The organism is Streptomyces iconiensis (assembly GCF_028657195.3).
Taxonomy (GTDB): Bacteria; Actinomycetota; Actinomycetes; order Streptomycetales; family Streptomycetaceae; genus Streptomyces; species Streptomyces iconiensis.
This window is the reverse complement of record NZ_JANCPR020000005.1, coordinates 234,953-251,353: the sequence shown is the minus strand read 5'-3', so window position 1 is coordinate 251,353 and position 16,401 is coordinate 234,953. Positions and strand designations below refer to the sequence as shown.

17 protein-coding genes and 1 pseudogene are annotated in these 16,401 nt (G+C 71.1%); 10 read left to right on the top strand and 8 right to left on the bottom strand.

Annotation, left to right across the window (positions count from 1 at the left end):
- Nucleotides 1–11 precede the first annotated feature (11 nt).
- The gene (locus NMN56_RS06995; protein ID WP_274042888.1) at nt 12–1,511 is read right to left on the bottom strand and encodes a globin domain-containing protein; all 1,500 of its coding nucleotides are present in this window, start codon (nt 1,509–1,511) and stop codon (nt 12–14) included.
- A 383-nt stretch (nt 1,512–1,894) separates the two neighbouring features.
- Nucleotides 1,895–2,596 (bottom strand): HAD family hydrolase, encoded by a 702-nt coding sequence (locus NMN56_RS06990; RefSeq protein WP_274042887.1) that lies wholly within the window; start codon nt 2,594–2,596, stop codon nt 1,895–1,897.
- A 179-nt stretch (nt 2,597–2,775) separates the two neighbouring features.
- On the opposite strand from NMN56_RS06990, the pseudogene NMN56_RS43220 reads away from it, so the two are divergent.
- Nucleotides 2,776–3,255 (top strand): annotated as a pseudogene (locus tag NMN56_RS43220) (DUF2269 domain-containing protein); the annotation flags it as partial.
- On the opposite strand, the gene NMN56_RS06985 reads toward NMN56_RS43220, so the two are convergent.
- Entirely contained in the window at nt 3,221–4,510 is a 1,290-nt protein-coding gene (locus NMN56_RS06985; RefSeq protein ID WP_274042885.1) for an MFS transporter, read from the bottom strand. The pseudogene NMN56_RS43220 and the gene NMN56_RS06985 sit on opposite strands and share 35 nt — an antisense overlap.
- A 312-nt stretch (nt 4,511–4,822) precedes the next feature.
- On the opposite strand from NMN56_RS06985, the gene NMN56_RS06980 reads away from it, so the two are divergent.
- Nucleotides 4,823–5,269 (top strand): MarR family winged helix-turn-helix transcriptional regulator, encoded by a 447-nt coding sequence (locus NMN56_RS06980; RefSeq protein WP_274042884.1) that lies wholly within the window; start codon nt 4,823–4,825, stop codon nt 5,267–5,269.
- Nucleotides 5,270–5,434: 165 nt separating this feature from the next.
- A complete protein-coding gene (locus tag NMN56_RS06975; RefSeq protein ID WP_274043113.1) occupies nt 5,435–5,830 on the top strand; it encodes a GNAT family N-acetyltransferase in 396 nt (131 codons plus the stop codon).
- A 187-nt stretch (nt 5,831–6,017) separates the two neighbouring features.
- On the opposite strand, the gene NMN56_RS06970 is transcribed toward NMN56_RS06975, so the two are convergent.
- Together NMN56_RS06970 and NMN56_RS06965 are read right to left on the bottom strand one after the other, a co-directional pair.
- Nucleotides 6,018–7,280: an alpha/beta fold hydrolase gene (locus tag NMN56_RS06970; RefSeq protein WP_347178579.1), complete on the bottom strand. Its 1,263-nt coding sequence runs from the start codon at nt 7,278–7,280 to the stop codon at nt 6,018–6,020.
- A 147-nt stretch (nt 7,281–7,427) separates the two neighbouring features.
- Nucleotides 7,428–8,108, bottom strand: a complete 681-nt coding sequence (locus NMN56_RS06965) for an alpha/beta fold hydrolase (protein ID WP_274042883.1) — start codon at nt 8,106–8,108, stop codon at nt 7,428–7,430.
- On the opposite strand from NMN56_RS06965, the gene NMN56_RS06960 reads away from it, so the two are divergent.
- The 4 genes from NMN56_RS06960 (at nt 8,109) to NMN56_RS06945 (ending at nt 11,365) form a co-directional block, all read left to right on the top strand.
- Nucleotides 8,109–8,327 carry a CGNR zinc finger domain-containing protein gene (locus NMN56_RS06960; RefSeq protein ID WP_274042882.1) on the top strand — a complete coding sequence of 73 codons (219 nt, stop codon included), beginning with the start codon at nt 8,109–8,111 and terminating at the stop codon, nt 8,325–8,327.
- Between the two features lie 87 nt (nt 8,328–8,414).
- Nucleotides 8,415–9,230 carry an SAM-dependent methyltransferase gene (locus tag NMN56_RS06955; RefSeq protein WP_274042881.1) on the top strand — a complete coding sequence of 272 codons (816 nt, stop codon included), beginning with the start codon at nt 8,415–8,417 and terminating at the stop codon, nt 9,228–9,230.
- Nucleotides 9,231–9,524: 294 nt separating this feature from the next.
- Nucleotides 9,525–10,349 (top strand): SDR family oxidoreductase, encoded by an 825-nt coding sequence (locus tag NMN56_RS06950; protein WP_274042880.1) that lies wholly within the window; start codon nt 9,525–9,527, stop codon nt 10,347–10,349.
- 89 nt (nt 10,350–10,438) lie between these two features.
- Complete coding sequence (locus NMN56_RS06945) at nt 10,439–11,365, top strand: LysR family transcriptional regulator (RefSeq protein WP_274042878.1); 927 nt, start codon at nt 10,439–10,441, stop codon at nt 11,363–11,365.
- A gap of 134 nt (nt 11,366–11,499) precedes the next feature.
- On the opposite strand, the gene NMN56_RS06940 is transcribed toward NMN56_RS06945, so the two are convergent.
- Both NMN56_RS06940 and NMN56_RS06935 read right to left on the bottom strand, forming a co-directional pair.
- Nucleotides 11,500–12,102, bottom strand: coding sequence for an MBL fold metallo-hydrolase (locus NMN56_RS06940; RefSeq protein ID WP_274042877.1), 603 nt, complete (start codon nt 12,100–12,102; stop codon nt 11,500–11,502).
- A gap of 7 nt (nt 12,103–12,109) precedes the next feature.
- Nucleotides 12,110–12,691, bottom strand: coding sequence for an ArsR family transcriptional regulator (locus tag NMN56_RS06935; RefSeq protein ID WP_430542488.1), 582 nt, complete (start codon nt 12,689–12,691; stop codon nt 12,110–12,112).
- A gap of 61 nt (nt 12,692–12,752) precedes the next feature.
- Between NMN56_RS06935 and def the strand changes: the two genes are divergently transcribed.
- Nucleotides 12,753–13,433, top strand: coding sequence for a peptide deformylase (def, locus tag NMN56_RS06930; protein WP_274042874.1), 681 nt, complete (start codon nt 12,753–12,755; stop codon nt 13,431–13,433).
- 95 nt (nt 13,434–13,528) lie between these two features.
- On the opposite strand, the gene NMN56_RS06925 is transcribed toward def, so the two are convergent.
- Nucleotides 13,529–14,116: a TetR/AcrR family transcriptional regulator gene (locus NMN56_RS06925; protein ID WP_274042872.1), complete on the bottom strand. Its 588-nt coding sequence runs from the start codon at nt 14,114–14,116 to the stop codon at nt 13,529–13,531.
- Between the two features lie 71 nt (nt 14,117–14,187).
- On the opposite strand from NMN56_RS06925, the gene NMN56_RS06920 reads away from it, so the two are divergent.
- Nucleotides 14,188–15,096: an NADP-dependent oxidoreductase gene (locus NMN56_RS06920; protein WP_274042871.1), complete on the top strand. Its 909-nt coding sequence runs from the start codon at nt 14,188–14,190 to the stop codon at nt 15,094–15,096.
- A 115-nt stretch (nt 15,097–15,211) separates the two neighbouring features.
- Complete coding sequence (locus tag NMN56_RS06915) at nt 15,212–16,327, top strand: FAD-dependent oxidoreductase (protein ID WP_274042870.1); 1,116 nt, start codon at nt 15,212–15,214, stop codon at nt 16,325–16,327.
- Nucleotides 16,328–16,401 lie beyond the last annotated feature (74 nt).

Genomic DNA, 16,401 nt, shown 5'->3' with positions numbered 1-16,401 from the left:
ATGCGATACACCTAGCCCCCCGTCGCCACCAGCTCCTCCAGGGAGTCGTGCCGTATGCGGTGGGTGGGGATTCCTAGCCCCACCAGCGTCTCCACGCCGGTCCTGATCATCCCAGGGGGGCCTGAGAGATAGCCGTCGTAGGCCGCGAAAGGGCCGTACCTGCGTACGGCCTCGGGGAGTTGCCCCGCGAGCGCCGCATAGGCGGCGGAGGGTGCCGGTCCTGCCGCGACGACGGGGCGCACGGCCAGCCAGTCGTAGCGCTGCTCAAGGCGCAGCATGGTGTCCAGGTCGTAGAGGTCGTGATCGGTGCGCGCGCCGTAGAACACCTCGACGGGGCGGCTCCTGCCCTGGCCCGCCACATCCTCGACCAGCGCCTTGATCGGCGCGATGCCGGTGCCACCGCCGAGGCACAACAGACCGCTGTCGGCGCGGTGGTCGATGGTCATGGAGCCGTTGGGGGGCCCGAGCCGCAGCACGTCGCCGGGGCGTGCGCGCTGGACGAGCGCGGTGGAGACCCAGCCGGCGGGAACGGACTTGACGTGGAAGGTGAGCAACCCGTCGGAGCGCGGCGCCGAAGCGAAGGAGTAGTGCCGCCATACGCGCGGCCACCAGGGCGTCTCGATGCTCGTGTACTGCCCGGCCCGGAACGGGTACGGCTGGTCGGGCCGCACCGTGATCACGGCGATCTCGGGCGTTCGCTGCTCGTGGGTGACGATCTCCGCCTGCCACCAGGCGGGCGCCCGGCGCTCGTCCTCGGCGGCGGCGTCGATCATGATCTGCGAGATCGCCGTGTAGGCCCGCACCCACGCGGCCTCGGTGCGCGGGCCCCAACTGCGGGGCGCGTACTGGCTGAGCGCGGCCATCAGACACTCCCCGACGGCGGGGTAGTGCGCGGGAAGCGTCCCGTACTTGCGGTGCCCCCTGCCCAGTCCTGAGAGGTAGTCGGCGAGGACCTTGGGGTCGTCGTAGAGGCGTACGGAGGTCAGCAGCGCGTGGAAGAGCCGGTCGCGCTGGGTGTCCATGGACGCGGGGAACATCTCCCGCAGCTGCGGGTACTGCACGAAGAGCAGCGCGTAGAAGTACGCGGTGGCCGCGTCGGCCGAGCCCTCCAGTTCCTGGAGGGTGGCCTGGACAAGTGCCGCGTCGGAGCTGGGCGCCGCGGGACCGGAGGACGCCGCGTGAGGGGGCGCCTGTGTCTCGCGCGGACCGCCCGGTTCCGGAGGAACGGACCCCGACGCGGGAGCAACGGACGACGCCTCCGGAGGAAGGCGCTCCGGCGAGGGACGCTCCGAAGGAACCTGCTCCGCCGGAAGGTGATCCGGCGAAAGGTGCTCCGAAGGAACCTGCCCTGAAGGAACCTGCCCTGAAGGAACCTGCCCTGAAGGAACCTGCTCCGAAAGAAGCTTCTCCGACTCCGGAGGAACGGACTCGGGTGGACTGAACCAGCCCCGTCCGCCGTTGTCACCGGCGAACGCACCCTCGCTGCCCGACACGCCCGACCTGCTGGCCATGCTCGCCTCGCCTCGTACCTCTTCTTCCGGACGGTCTGCGCACGCCCGTCTTCCAGACGTTCTGGTAATCCGACCCCCGCGAATGGGACCGACCATACCGTGAGGACTTCACTCCACAACCCCCGTTCGCGGTTCCACGGAATATCCGTGATTCCGGCCACGGAAGAGGGCTGGAACTGCCGCGAGAGCGCCGCGAATCCATGTCGGACACCGCACTCAGCAGGCAAAACACGACGAGGAGGCAGGGCACATGACGGCGCGGCGAGTGCGTGACGTCGACGGTCGGTTGTCGACTACCGGGCGTATACCGCGTATGCACCGTACGGATATCGGCGAGCGCCGGAGGAGGAACGCGGGCCCGACATGTACGGGTGAGAGGCGAATTAACGCACGACGGAGACGAGTCCGTAGGCTTCGCGCAGATCGCGCCCGGTGTAGTCGTGCGAGGCGATACCACGTACGTGCTGGTCGGCGTTGACCGCCACGGAAACCGGTACGGCGGCGAAGAGTTCGGCGTCGGACATCGAGTCGCCGTAGGCAACGCAGTCATCCAGCGACACCTCGAATTCGGCACAGAGTTTCCGCGCGATCTTCACCTTGGCCGCCGGTGTGAGAATGCCCGAGGGGTCGACCGGATGCAGCGGATACTTCCCGCTTCCGCTCGCCATTACGGTCGGAACCTCCGGCCAGCGCGAACCGTGCGCAGCATGCACGCCCCAGTCCAGCAGTCGCCGCACAAAGAAATCCGGCGAGAGGGAAATCACCGCACAGTGCTCCCCACGCTCCCTTATCTCCGCCCACACCTCGCGAATGCCCTCCAGCCATGGCGCCCCGTCGAAGGCGGCAGCGACGACCTCGTCCGTCAGCTCGGCCCAGAGCGCACACGCGCGCACGGCGAACTCGGACGGTGCCAGCGCACGCGTCGCAAAGGCGTGCTCCAGCTCCTGGATCTCCCGCTCGACACCGAGCTGCTGGGAGATCTCCACCGGGGCGGCCGAGCCGTACATCAGCGTGCCATCGAGGTCGAACAGGTGCAGACGGGAACGTTTTTCACGGCGGGCGACCGCCGGGGCGGGAAGAGCCATACCGCCGATCGTACGACCACGCCGTACACACGTAGGCGCGTGCTCACGGCGAAGCGGTCGGCGCCCGGAGGCCCGCGGAGCCGCGCATACGCACGCACTGACGTACTCGGCGCCGAGTACCGGGGGATACTCCCGCCGTCGGACGCCCCGCCCTGGCGCGGCACGGGAACCTCGTCCGCATGCAGCGACTCCCCCGCCGTGCCCGCAGGGCCACCCTCGTCCTCCACGTCAGCGCCTCGGTCGGCTGGCTCGGCGTGACGCTGTGCCTGCTGGCGCTCGCCGTCACCGGCGCGACCACGGCCTCCGCTGCGGCTGCCGAGGCCGCGTACCGCTCCATGAAGGTCTTCGGCGACTGGCTGATCGCACCGCTCGCCCTGACCACGCTGCTCACCGGGCTCGCACTCTCGCTCTACAGCCACTGGGGCCTGGCACGGCACCGCTGGGTCTACACGAAGTTCTGGGTCACCCTCGCAGCCGCCACCGCCAGCCTGCTCGTCTTCCGTACGCACATCAACGGCGCGGTAACCGACGTCACCACCGGCGAACCAGTCACCCTCCCCAACGTGCTCGCCCCGCCCATCGTCTCGCTGTGCACGTACGTGTTCGTGACGGCGGTCTCCCTCCTCAAACCATGGGGCCTGACGGCACGGGGGCGGCAGCTTCAGCGTTCGGAGGGGAGAACGGCAACGACGACCTCCCCACACGTACGCGAGCCCGCCGCTCCAGCCGGGCCGCGAGCACAGCGAGGCCCAGGGCGCCCAACGCGAGCCCGGCACCGACCCAGTTAGGAGAGGTGGGCCCGAGTCCGGCGCCGAGGACGAGCCCGCCGAGCCAGGCGGCCACCGCGTTGCCGAGGTTGAAGGCGCCGATGTTCATGACGGAGGCCAGCGTGGGCGCGCCCACCGTCTGGTCCAGGACTCTCTTCTGGAGCGGCGGCACGGTCGCGAACCCGAAGGCGCCGATCAGTGCGAGGGTCAGCGCGGCGGCGACCTTGTCGTACGCCGTGAAAGCGAACAGGCCGAGCACGAGCGCCAGCCCCGTCAGCGCCGTGAACAGGAGCGGCATCAGCGCACGGTCGGCCAGGCGCCCGCCGACAAGGTTGCCGATCACCATGCCGACGCCGAAGAGGACCAGCAGCCAGGTCACGGACGAGTCGGCGTACCCGGCCGCCTCGGTGACCATGGGCGCCACATAGGTGATCGCGGCGAAGACCCCGCCGAAGCCGAGGACCGTCATACCCATCGCGAGCAGCACCTGCACATTGCGGAAGGCGGCCAGCTCACTGCGCAGCCCTGCGCCTGCCCGCCCGTCGGCCGGTTCACCAGCCGGTACGTCCGCCCCCGCGGCCTTCCCCCGCCGCCCGGGCCGCGCGTCCCCGGGCACCAGGGCGGCCACTCCCACGAGGCCAAGTACGCCGAGTCCGGCGACGGCCACGAAGGTGTAACGCCATCCGGCCTGTTGCCCCAGCAGCGTGCCCAGGGGGACGCCCACGACGTTGGCCATGGTCAGCCCCGTGAACATCATGGAGAGCGCGGCAGCCTTGCGCTGCGGCGCCACAAGTCCCGCGGCGACGATGGAACCGATACCGAAGAACGTGCCGTGTGCGAGCGAGGCGATCACGCGCCCCGTGAGCATCACGCCGAAGACGGGGGCCACAGCGGAGATCAGGTTCCCCGCGATGAACAGGCCCATCAGCAGCATCAGCATCCGTTTCCGGGACATCCGTGCGCCGAGGATCGCGAAGACGGGAGCGCCGACGAGGACACCGAGCGCATAGCCCGTGGTCAGATATCCGGCCGTCGGGATGGAGACGCCGTATGTGGCCGCGACATCGGGCAGCAGCCCCATGATCACGAACTCGGTCGTCCCGATCCCAAAGGCTCCGACGGCGAGCGCCAGCAGTGCGAGCGGCATGGGTCAGCCTTCCAACTCTTGGTCCCGTTCCGGGCTTGAGGGCACGGTCTGCGCTTTAGGGCCAGATCGCGCAACGCGACGGCTCATGCACAGGGCGCTTACCAGCGCAGACAATAATTGCAGGCGCCCTTTATATGCAAGCGCGGGCTATCGCGAAGATGGCCTACCCTTGGCCCACGGGCCCGCACCCGTACGAGCCCACGCCCACACGGATCCGTGCCGTACCGGACTCGCCTCCGTCACCCGTCGCCCGTCAACCCGAACCATCGCCGTCCACCGGGCCCCCAGCTCGCAGCCCCGAAGGAGCCGCACATGTCCCGCCCCGACCTCGGTCTCGCTCACGGCTGGTGCGCACTCTCGGCGCTGCACGGCCGTCTGGAGGCGCACATCGAACGCGCGCTGCAGGCCGAACACGGCCTGAGCGTCCGCGAGTTCTCCCTCATGGACGTGCTCAGCGAGCAGCACGACGGCGACGGTGGCCACTTCCGTATGACCCAGCTCGCCGACGCCGTCGTTCTCAGCCAAAGCGCCACCACGCGCCTGGTCACACGCCTGGAGGATCGCGGCCTACTGACCCGCTATCTGTGCCCCGACGACAGACGCGGCATCTACACCAACGTCACCGAGGAAGGACACGCCCTCCTGGTCGCCGCACGGCCCACCCACGACGCCGCACTCCGCGAGGCACTCGCGCGAGCCGAACAGCGGCCGGAGCTGGCCCCGTTGGTCGCGGCCGTACGCGCGCTCGAACCGGCATGACTCGCGGCACGGCACTCTCTTGATCACCCCCCGTACGCGGGGCGTACGCTCCGGAATGTGACCACCGCATCCGCCGCCTCGACGGCTACCTCAGCGCCCTCACCGCCGCCGGACGACTTCTCCGTCCGGCGCGCGACCGCCGACGACATCCCCGAGATCGTCGCCATGCTCGCCGACGACCCGCTCGGCGCGCACCGCGAGTCCCCGGCCGATCTCACCCCGTACCGCACCGCGTTCGCACGCATCGACGGCGATCCCAACCAGCACCTCGTCGTCGCCGTACGCGACGGACGTACGGTCGGCACGCTGCACCTCACCGTCATCCCCGGGCTCTCCCGGCGCGGTGCCGCCCGTTCGCTGATCGAGGCCGTACGCATCCACGCCGACGCGCGCGCCACAGGGCTGGGCACACGCCTCATCGAGTGGGCCATCGCCGAGTCCCGCCGTCAGGACTGCGTACTGGTCCAGCTCACCTCCGACGCCACCCGCGTCGACGCACACCGCTTCTACGAACGCCTCGGCTTCGAAGCGTCCCACCTGGGCTTCAAAATGGCGCTCTGACCGATGGGACGCCCCGAGGCTCCGGGGCCCGCGTCACAGACGGGGACGCACGCCACCGTCGGGGCGCCCGCGTCACCGTCGGGGGCCCGCGTCACAGACGGGGGCCCGCGTCACAGACGGGGGCCCGCGTCACAGACGGGGACGCACGTCACAGACGGGGCGCCCGCGTCACCGTCGAGGGCCCACGTCACCGGGGCCCGCGTTCACAGACGAGGCCCCGGTCCGCCTCGCGCAGGAAACCGCGCACCGTATCCGCGAAGCCCGCGGGGTCGGTCGCGCGGACCATGTGGCCCGTGTCCAGCTCCACCAGCCGGGCGCCAGGCCGCGAGGCGGCCATCTCGCGCGCGAGCCCGGCGCCGAGCGCATCGCTGCGGGCTCCGCGTATGAGCAGCGCGGGGCAGGGCGTGGAGGGATCACGGGTGCCGGAGGTGCTGTCCGGTTCGCCGGTGGCCAGCCAGTCGCTCCAGTGGTCACCTCTCAGTGCGTTCTGGGAAGCGACCATGTCCTCGGCGTGGAAGGCGAGCCCCCATCCGTCCGCGAACTCCCGTACCGAGTCCGTCACATAGCCGTACGACGTACCCAGCGCCAGCGTCAAAGCGGCGCGCGTCGGGGCGCGGTGCGGCCAGTCGAGGGTGAAGGAGAGGTCGCCCTCGATCACCGCGCCGATGTCCTCGATCACCAGAGCGCTCACCAACCCGGGGTGCGCCGCCGCCAATTGGTAGGCGTTCACCCCTCCCAGCGAGTGTCCGACCACCGGTGTTCCCGTCAGTCCCAGATGCGCGAGCAGGGCTGCGGCGTCCGCGACGTACCCCTCCCGTGAGTAGTCGTCGGCGCGGTCCGAGAAACCGTGGCCGCGCTGGTCGAGAGCGATCACCCGCCACTCCGGGCTCAGTTCGCGTGCGAGCAGCGCGTACGAACGGGCCTCTTGGATGTGGCCGTGAAGCGCCAGCAGCGGGCGCCCCGGTCCCCCGAAGTCCAGATACGACAGCCGCCGGCCCCGCCCGCCGTCCACCTCCAGCGCGGCCCGCACCGGCTCGTCCTCCGCGCCGGCCCCCGCAGCGGCCCCTGGCCCCAACCGGGTGACGACGCGGCCCCGCAGCGTCTCGTACTCCTCCGCACGACGCCGTGGCCGCCCCTCGGGGCGCACCACTGCCCTCCCCTCCGTCACGGTCTCACCGGCCTTGAACTGCTCGCGGGTGAGGTCCACTTCGAGGCCGCCCGGCAACCTGTTCCACCAGTGGTACCCCTGACGCGCCCCGTCCGCCGCGTGCACCTCGCCACACACCAGCTGTCCGCCCAGCAGGTCGTTGACCACGAGCGCCGTCACATCGCACTGCCCCCACGCCGGGTTGTCGGCCCGCCACGGCCTCCTGTCGGCGTCCGTCGGCTCGCACGTGTCGGCCCCCCATGACCCACGCACCGCGTCCTCGACCTCGCTCAACGTAAACATGCACCCCACCCTGCCCCACGCCACTGACAGTGGACCGGCGAAGGACGTACAGGCCGTACGGCCTGTGAGGTCCGATGGAGTCGTGACTCCGTGGGCTCCATGGGACCGAACCACCTCGCCCCCGTACACCCCCGTCCCCCCACCAGCTCAACTCTCCCCCTCCACCACCCCGTTCAGCATCCGCAGCAGCGCACGTGCCGTCTCTCCGGGGCGGTCCTCGGGGAGGAAGTGGCCGCCTCCGGGCACGAGTTCGTGCCGTGCCCCCGGGATCGCGGCGGCCAGGCGTGCGCCGGTCGCCGGCTCCAGCCACCGGTCCTCCGCGCCCCACAGCACGAGGGTCGGCACGGCGACACCGCCGAGCCGGGCGACCACCTCGCGGGTGTCCTCGAAGCTGACGGCCGCGACCTGGTCGAGCCAGCGCCGCTGCCCCTCCTCACCGCGCCAGGGGGCGGTGTAGGCGGCGAGCGCTTCCGGCGTCAGCCGGCGGTGGGTCGCGGTACGGAAACGCGCCTCGACGAGATCGCCGAAGATGTCAGCCGGCATCGTCCTGTACACGTCGGCGTGCCGCTGCTGGTGCTCCGTGAACGGTGTGTTCCACGGCCCGAGCACCGCGGCGTCGACCAGCCCGAGCCCGCCGGCCCGTGCGCCCTCGACCAGGTGCGCGCGCAGGACGACGCCGCCACCGATGTCGTGCCCCACGAGAACGGGTGAGGCGTCCACGAGGCCCCAGTGGTCCAGGAGTTCGGCCAGCGTGCGCGCCTGGCGCGCGAGCGACGGCGCGACGCCGGGGTCGGCGCGGGAGTCACCGTAACCGAGCAGGTCCCACACGTGGACCGTGTGCGTGCGGGCCAGTTCGCCGCTCTCACGGCCACCGGCCTTCTGGGCACCCTGCGCACCCTCGGCCCCACCCGTTTCCGTCCCTGCGCTTCCCCCGACTGCGAAGGCGCCTTCATCGACACGAGCCGTGCGGGACGGCGCCGCTACTGCACCCCGGACCTGTGCGGAAACCGCCTCAACGTCGCCAACCACCGTGCACGCAGGGCGTGAAGGGGCCGTAGGGTGTCGGGACCCAGCCAGAAAACAAGGCGTCGTTGCCCCGGGGCAGGACGTCAGGGGAGAACTTGAGGTGCTGCGATGAGGGAAGTCGGTCACACACAGGAACCGCTCAACGCGGGCACCGCGCATTCGGCCCGCGTCTACGACTACATCCTGGGCGGAAAGAACCACTACGAGGCCGACGAGGCCGCCGGTAACGCCATGGTCGAGGTGTGGCCCGCGCTCCCCGCGCACATGAGGGCGAACCGCGCCTTCATGCACCGGGTGAGCAACTACCTCGCACGCGAGCGGGGGATCAAGCAGTTCCTCGACATCGGCACCGGCCTGCCCACCTCCCCCAACCTTCACGAGGTCGTACAGAAGACCGAGCCGACGGCGCGGATCCTCTACGTCGACAACGACCCGATCGTCCTCAACTACGCGCAGGCCCTGCTCGACAGCACCCCGCAGGGCCGTACCACCTACGTCCACGCGGACATGCTGGACCCGGACGCCATCCTGGGCTCACCGGAGTTCCGCGACACCCTCAGCCTGGACGAGCCGGTCGCGCTGCTGGTCATCGGCATCCTGCACTTCATCCACCCGGACGACGACGACCACGGACTGATCCAGCGCCTGCTGGACCCCCTGCCCCCCGGCAGCTACCTCGCCGCGACGATCGGCACGGCCGACTTCGCCCCCGAGGAAGTGGGCCGCGTCGCCGAACGGTACGCCGAGGAAGGCATGCCGATGGCCCTGCGCACCCAGGCCGAGGCCGCCACCTTCTTCGACGGCCTCGAACTCGTCGACCCCGGTGTCGTCCAGGTCCACAAGTGGCGCCCCGAACCGGACGACGAGCAGGTCAACGACGCCGACATCGCCATGTACGGCGCCCTGGCCCGCAAACCGGCCTGACAGGCACACCCCACACCGCCGCCTCACACCGCCGCCCCACAGCACCGCCCGCGCCTCGGCCGGGACAGCACCCATGCGCCGCACGCATGCGAGCGGTGCGAAAGTATCGCTTGTGGGCATGCCTTCCTCCGCGCAGGCTGGTGCGTACGGAGAGCGGAAGACGAGGGCGTCGCGCGGCACTTGAGGCCGCGCGGAGTTACGGGACTGAGGGGTTACGGAACCGCAGGGCCACAGGACCGCAGCGCTGCGGTCGCTCGCGTCGCCGCTGAGAATCGGCAGACCAGGGGTAGCGGCATGACCACATGGTTCATCACAGGCGCGTCCCGCGGGATCGGGCGGGAACTCACCGAGCAGGCGCTGGCACGCGGGGACCGGGTCGCCGCGACGCTGCGGCAGCCCGAGCGGCTCGACGATCTCGCGGGGAAGTACGGCGAACTGCTGTGGCGGCGGCGTATGGACGTCACCGACACCGCACAGGTCGAGCGGGTGCTCGGCGAGGCGTTCGCCGCGCACGAGCGCATCGACGTCGTCGTGTCCAACGCCGGTTACGGCGTCTTCGGTGCGGCGGAGGACCTCGCCGACGAGCAGGTCGAGCGCGTGATCGCCACCAACATCACGGGGTCGGTCCAGCTCGCGCGCCGCGCCGTCCCGTGGCTGCGGCGGCAGGGCGGCGGTGTGTTCGTCCAGCTTTCGAGCCAGGGCGGGCATCTCACGTTTCCCGGGTTCGCGATCTACCACGCCACCAAGTGGGGCGTCGAGGGCTACTTCGAGGCGCTGGCGAAGGAGATCGAACCGTTCGGGATCAAGACCGTACTCGTGGAACCCGGCATGGTCAGGACCGGTTTCTACGACGCCGCTGAACGGGTGCCCGTCAGCGCCCCCTACCGGGGCGGGCCGGCCGACACCCCCGCCCTCCCCGTCGAGAACATGGTCGGCAGCCAGTCCGGTGTCGCACACGCGATCATCGAGGCCGCGCTGTGCGAAGACCCGCCGCTGCGGCTGCTGTTGAACTCGGACGCCTACGACGCCGTCACCGCCACCGTGCGCCGGCGGCTCGCGGCATGGGAGAGCCAGCGGGACCTCGCCTACGCGGCGGACACCGACTACGTGGGCGCGTAGCGCCCGCCCACGCGCGGGGCGCCCATGGCGCTCACGGCACCCATGAACCCATGGCACCCATGACACCCACGGCACTCATACTGGCCCGCATGTCCGAGGTAACGCTGGCGGGGTTGCGCGTAGTGCTGGAGGTCGCGCGGCGGGGCTCGTTCACGGCCGCTTCCGAGGCGCTGGGGTACACACAGTCCGCCGTGTCACGGCAGGTCAGCGCCACGGAAGCGGCGATGGGCGGCCCCCTGTTCGAGCGGCAGGCACGCGGTGTGCGGCCCACCCCTTCAGGTGAGGCGCTGCTGCGGCACGCCCGGCACGTGCTCGCCCATCTGGAGGCGGCCGAACTGGAGATCGCCGGCCTTCGCGACCGTGTCGCGGGCCGCCTCGCCGTGGGGGCCTATCCGACGGCCGCGGCCGCACTGGTGCCCCGCGCCATCGCCCGCCTGCACGCGGCTCACCCGGCCCTGACGGTGGACCTCTGGGAATCCGGCAGCCCCGCACAGCTACGCAGGCTTCAGGCGGGACGGATCGAGGTCGCGGTGGTGGCCGTCGGGGACGATCTGCCCGCATACGACTTCACCGGGCTGCGCAAGGAGGTGCTCCGCACCGGCAGAGGGCTGGGCGTGGCCGTGAGCGTGGACCACCCGCTCGCCTCGCAGGACGAGGTGAACGCCGACGACCTCGCCGACCAGGTGTGGATAGTCGGCGCGAACCAGGAAGGCGCACCCCAGTTCGGCGCCTGGCCCACCCTCACCCGGCCCACCATCGGCTACGAGGTACGGAGTTGGCAGACGCGCCTGGGCCTCGTCGCCGCCGGCCTGGGCGTCTCCGTACTGCCCGGACTGGCGGCCGACACCGTGCCCCGCGGGGTCACATGGCTACCTGTCCGCGACAGCGCGCTCGTACAGCGGCGCGAGACCATGCTGGTCACGGCCGAGGACCGGTCGGCCGCCGCGACCGCCTTCGTCCACGCGCTGCGAGACGAAGTCCCGCCCCCGCCCCAAGCCCCCGCCCCCTCTTCCTGACCAGCACCTGCCGAGGCACGGAACCGGCGGACGCACGGAACAAGCCGAGGCACGGAACCGGCGGACGTCCGGAACAAGCCGAGGCACGGAACCGGCGGACGTCCGGACGCGGGAGGCCGTCGCCTCAGGTCGCCTCAGACGGATTCGCCGGGTGACAGATACCGGTAACCGCTGTCGGTCTCCTCCGCGAGCCAGCCGTTGACGCTGCTGAGGCCGCGGTCGTTGAGCTGCGCCTCGTGTATCGGGAACGCCCGCCGCGGTGCCACCGCCCTGACGAAGTCGATCGCCTCCGACGTCCGCATCCACGATCCCTGTACGGGAACGAACAGTGTCTCGACCGGCTGCTCGGGAACGTACAGCGAGTCGCCCGGGTGGTAGACCGCCTCGTCCACGACATGGCCGAGGTTCGCGCAGTCCGGCTGCCCGTCGTACACGGCCGCGTGCCGCCCGCCGACCGCCCGTACGCGGAAGCCGGCTGCGGTGAACTCCGCGCCCGGGGCCACCCGCGTGACCTCAAGCCGTGGAATGTCCGCCTCCGTCGGCGCGTAGACCGGAACGCCGAGCCCGGCGAGGCGAAGGACATCGACGTGATCGGCGTGCTCGTGCGTCACCAGCACGGCGTGCGCGCCGGTCAGGGCCGCCGGCTCGCTCCACATACCGGGGTCGATGACCAGCACCCGGCCCTCGCGCTCAAGTCGTACACAGGCGTGGGTGTACTTCGTGATCCGCCGTCGCACGCCGTCCTCACCGGTCCGGAAGCAAGGGGAACAGCCGGGTGATGAGGGCCACCGGCCGGGCGCCTTCGGGGCGGGCCAGGGGGCGTTGTTCGCGGTCCTGGTAGGGGGCGAGTGTCCGCCGGATGACGTCCGCGACCCGGTTCATCTCCTCGGGCGTCAGATAGGCGACGGCGCTGAAAGCCTCGTCCTGGCGCCACTCGGACGGGGCCTGCTCGCGCTGCGAGAGCCATCGCTGCCAGCTCTCGTCCTCCAGGCCCCGGGCCAGGTCCCCGAACCCCTCTCCCGGCGGCGCCGCGTCGGCGGAGTCGCGCCGCCGCAGCCGCCAGGGCCTGGCGCGGCCTCCGCTGTGCGGGGCTTCTTCGATGTGTCCGTGGCGTGCGAGCTGCCGCAGATGGAACGAGCAGAGCCCCGAGCTGTGGCCCAGCCGGGCCGCGGCCTCGGTCGCCGTGACGGTACCGACTTCGGCGAGGAGGTCCAGCAGCGCGGTGCGGACCTCGTGCTCGCGCAGTGAGTCGTCGGCGCCGGGGGCCCGGGCCTCGGCCCGGCCCTGGGTCCGGTCCGGCGGGGCGTTGAGATCCTCTTCAGTCACTTTGCAAAGTCTGCTACTTTGCAAAGTACTTGGCAAGGGCGCGGAAGAGGAGACAGCGACGATGTCCGTTGGTCACGACCGTCACGACCGGCCCCACCCCGTCGACCGGCGGGTCCGTGTGCAGGGCAGCCCCGTCGAGTCGTATCCGGCTCTGGCACCGGAGGCCGACCGGGGCGCGCTGCGCCGGATCACGGAGGTGGGCGAGGAGATTCTGGGCCGCCCGTGCCAGGAGGTGACCGCGTTCGGAACTCCGGAACTGTCGTCATTGATCGACGACATGTTCCTGACGATGTACGTGGCCGACGGTGCCGGTCTCGCCGCCAACCAAGTCGGCGTCGACCTGCGGCTGTTCGTCTACGACTGTCCCGACGACGACGGGATCCGGCACGTCGGCCACCTCGTCAACCCGGTTCTCGACCTGCCGGAGCCGGGCAGCCGCCGGCTCGTTGACGACTACGAGGGATGCCTGTCGGTACCGGGTGCCGGCATGCCGGTTCCGCGCACCGACCGCGCCGTCGTCCGGGGGTTCGACAAGGACGGCAACCCCGTGGTCATCGAGGGACTGGGTTACTTCGCCCGGTGCCTCCAGCACGAGACCGACCATCTCCTCGGCCAGATGTATCTCGACCGGCTCTCCCGGCGCGACCGCAAGGAGGCGCTGCGGCAGATGACAGAGCGCCGCGAGGCCGTCTTCGCCCAGCGCTCCGCCAAGGCCGCCGCCCTGGGCCGACCGGACGCCTGAACCTCTCACCCCGCCCTGCCCCGTGCCGACCTCCCGGGAGGGACAGGCTCCTCACTCCGACCGGCCCTGCTGACCTCCCTGGAGGAACAGGTTCCTCACGCGGGCCGGGAGGGGCCCGTGGCCTGCCAGGCCGCCTCGATCATCTGGAAGATCTCGTCCACCGCCGCATCCGGATCGGCCGCCTCGCGGGCCAGCGAATAGGCGTCGATCACGAACCGCGCGATCGTCCGGCCGGCCGTCGGTGTCGGTGACAGGGCGGGATCGGCGGTGATGGCCGCCGCCAGCGTCTCCGCGTGGCGCAGTCTCATCGACTCCTCGTACTTCCGCAGGGCCGGTGACGCCTCGATCATCCGCCAGACCGGCGCTGCGCTGTCCGCCGTGCAATGCCGCACCAGGGCCTGGACCTCACCGCGCAGTGCGGGGATGAGCGGCTCGTTCGGCGCGCGGCCGGTGACGGCGCAGGTGAGGCGCTGCTCGAAGTCTTCGTCCTGCTCGAAGACCAGGGCCTCCTTCGAGGCGAAGTGGGAGAAGAGCGTGGTGACGGCCACGTCGGCTTCGGCGGCCACCTCCCGGATACCCACCGCGTCGTACCCGCGTTCCAGGAAGAGCCCCAGGGCGGCGTCGGCGATCTTCTGGCGGGTCGCGGCTTTCTTGCGCTCACGGCGTCCGGTCGGCACGGTCATACCCGCCACACTACCAGCTACGAAACAACACCAGTTCCGAAACACTAACGGGTAGTGTTACGGTCGGCGGCATGAAGAAAGTGAGCTTCTCCCGCTACGGCGGCCCCGATGTCCTGCACCTCGTCGACGCCGAAGAGCCCCGCCCCGGGCCCGGCGAAGTACGCATCGCCGTACGCGCGGCCGGCGTGAACCCCGTCGACTGGCGGATCCGCGAAGGCCAGTTCCGGAAGGAGCGCCGTGCGGAGCACGAACCCAGCGAGCTGCCCTCGGGAATCGGACAAGACGCCTCAGGGGTGGTGGACGAGGTCGGCGAGGGCGTCGAAGGAGTCAAGGCCGGCGACCACGTCTTCGGCAGGGGCACCGACGCCTACGCCGAGTCCGCCGTCCTGTGGGCCTGGGCGCGCATGCCCGAGGGCCTGACGTTCGAAGAAGCCGCCGGCTACCCCTCCGTGGTGGAGACCGCGCTGCGCATCGTCCGCGAGGTCGGGATACAGCCCGGGCAGACGCTGCTGGTCAGCGGCGCTTCCGGGGGCGTCGGCTCTGCGGTGCTGCAGATCGCCCGCGAGCGCGGCATCACGGTGATCGGCACGGCCGGTGCCGCGAACCAGGACTACCTGCGCGACTTGGGCGCCCTCCCCACGACGTACGGCGAGGGCTGGGTCGAAAGGGTGCGGCAGCTCGGCCACGTCGACGCGGCCCTCGACCTGGCCGGCTCCGGCGTCATCCGCGAACTCGTCGAACTGACCGGAGACCCGCAGAAGGTCATCACCATCGGCGACCTCAGCGCTGCCGATCTCGGCGTCCGTTTCTCCGGCGTATCCGGCGACAAGGTCGCAGCACTCGCCCAGGCCGCCGACCTCATCTCACAGAAGAAACTCCATATCCCGGTCGAAAAGACCTACACACTCGCCGAGGCCGCGGCAGCGCACGCCGACAGCCAAGCGGGGCACACACGCGGACGCCGCGTCATCGTCATCTGAGCCGTCCCTGCCCCCGGCCGGGCGCCCGGGTGCCCGGCCGGGCAGGCCGCTTCCCTTCCAGCGTCCCCTGCCGCCGGAACGCACCCGGGGCAGGGAGCGAAACGTAAGGAGCCCCATGCACACTCCTGTCACGATCATCGGCGCCGGCCTCGGCGGCCTCGTCCTCGCCCGCGTTCTGCACGTACACGGCATCCCGGCCACGGTCTACGAGGCGGAGGCGTCGCCGACGGCGCGGTCGCAGGGCGGGATGCTCGACATCCACGACTACAACGGCCAACTCGCCCTCAAGGCGGCCGACCTGATGGACGAGTTCCACGGAATCGTCCTGGAGGGCCGCCAGGCGACACGGCTCCTCGACCGGAACGGGACCGTCCTGTTCGACAAGGCCGACGACGGTACGGGCGGGAATCCCGAGGTGCAGCGCGGCGAGCTGCGGCAGATCCTGCTCGACGCGCTCCCCGCCGGCACCGTCCGCTGGGGCCACAAGGCCACCGGCGTGCGCGCCATCGGCGAGGGCCGCCACGAGGTGACGTTCGCCGATGGCACCAGCGCCGTCACGAGTCTGCTGGTCGGCGCGGACGGCGCCTGGTCACGGGTCAGGCCGCTGCTCTCCGACGCCGCACCCGCATACGTCGGCCGCTCCTTCGTCGAGACCTGCCTGTACGACGCCGACACCCTGCACCCGGCCACCGCGAAAGCGGTCGGCGCCGGAACGCTCAGCGCGTTCGACCCGGACGGGAACGGGAAGTGGCTGGTGGCGCACCGGGAGAAGGGCGGGGTCCTCCGCGCCCACATCACCGTGACCAGGCCGCTGGACTGGTTCGCCGCCATCGACTTCACCGACGCCGCCGCGGCCACCGCGCGGGTCGCGGCAGAGTACGACGGCTGGGCGCCGGAACTCACCGCCCTGATCACCGCAGGCGAGGGCGCCCCTGTCCTGCGCCCCCTCCATGCCCTGCCGATCGGCCACCGCTGGGACCGGGCACCAGGAGTGACCCTGCTCGGCGACGCCGCCCACCTCTCGCCCCCGGACGGCGAAGGCGCCAACCTGGCGATGCTGGACGGCGCCGAACTCGGCGAGGCCCTCGCCGCACACCCCGGCGACATCGAGGGCGCGCTCACCGCTTACGAGCAGGCGCTGTTCCCCCGCAGCGCGGCCAGCGCCAAAGTCGCCCACCACCCCACGCCCCAGGACCTGATCAACTTCTTCGCCCAGGGCGAGCGGACCTGATGAACCACTCGCCGTACGGGCGACAGGCCACGTGATCGCCGCCCCGGCGCGGTAGTTGGGGCCGCTGCCCGCCC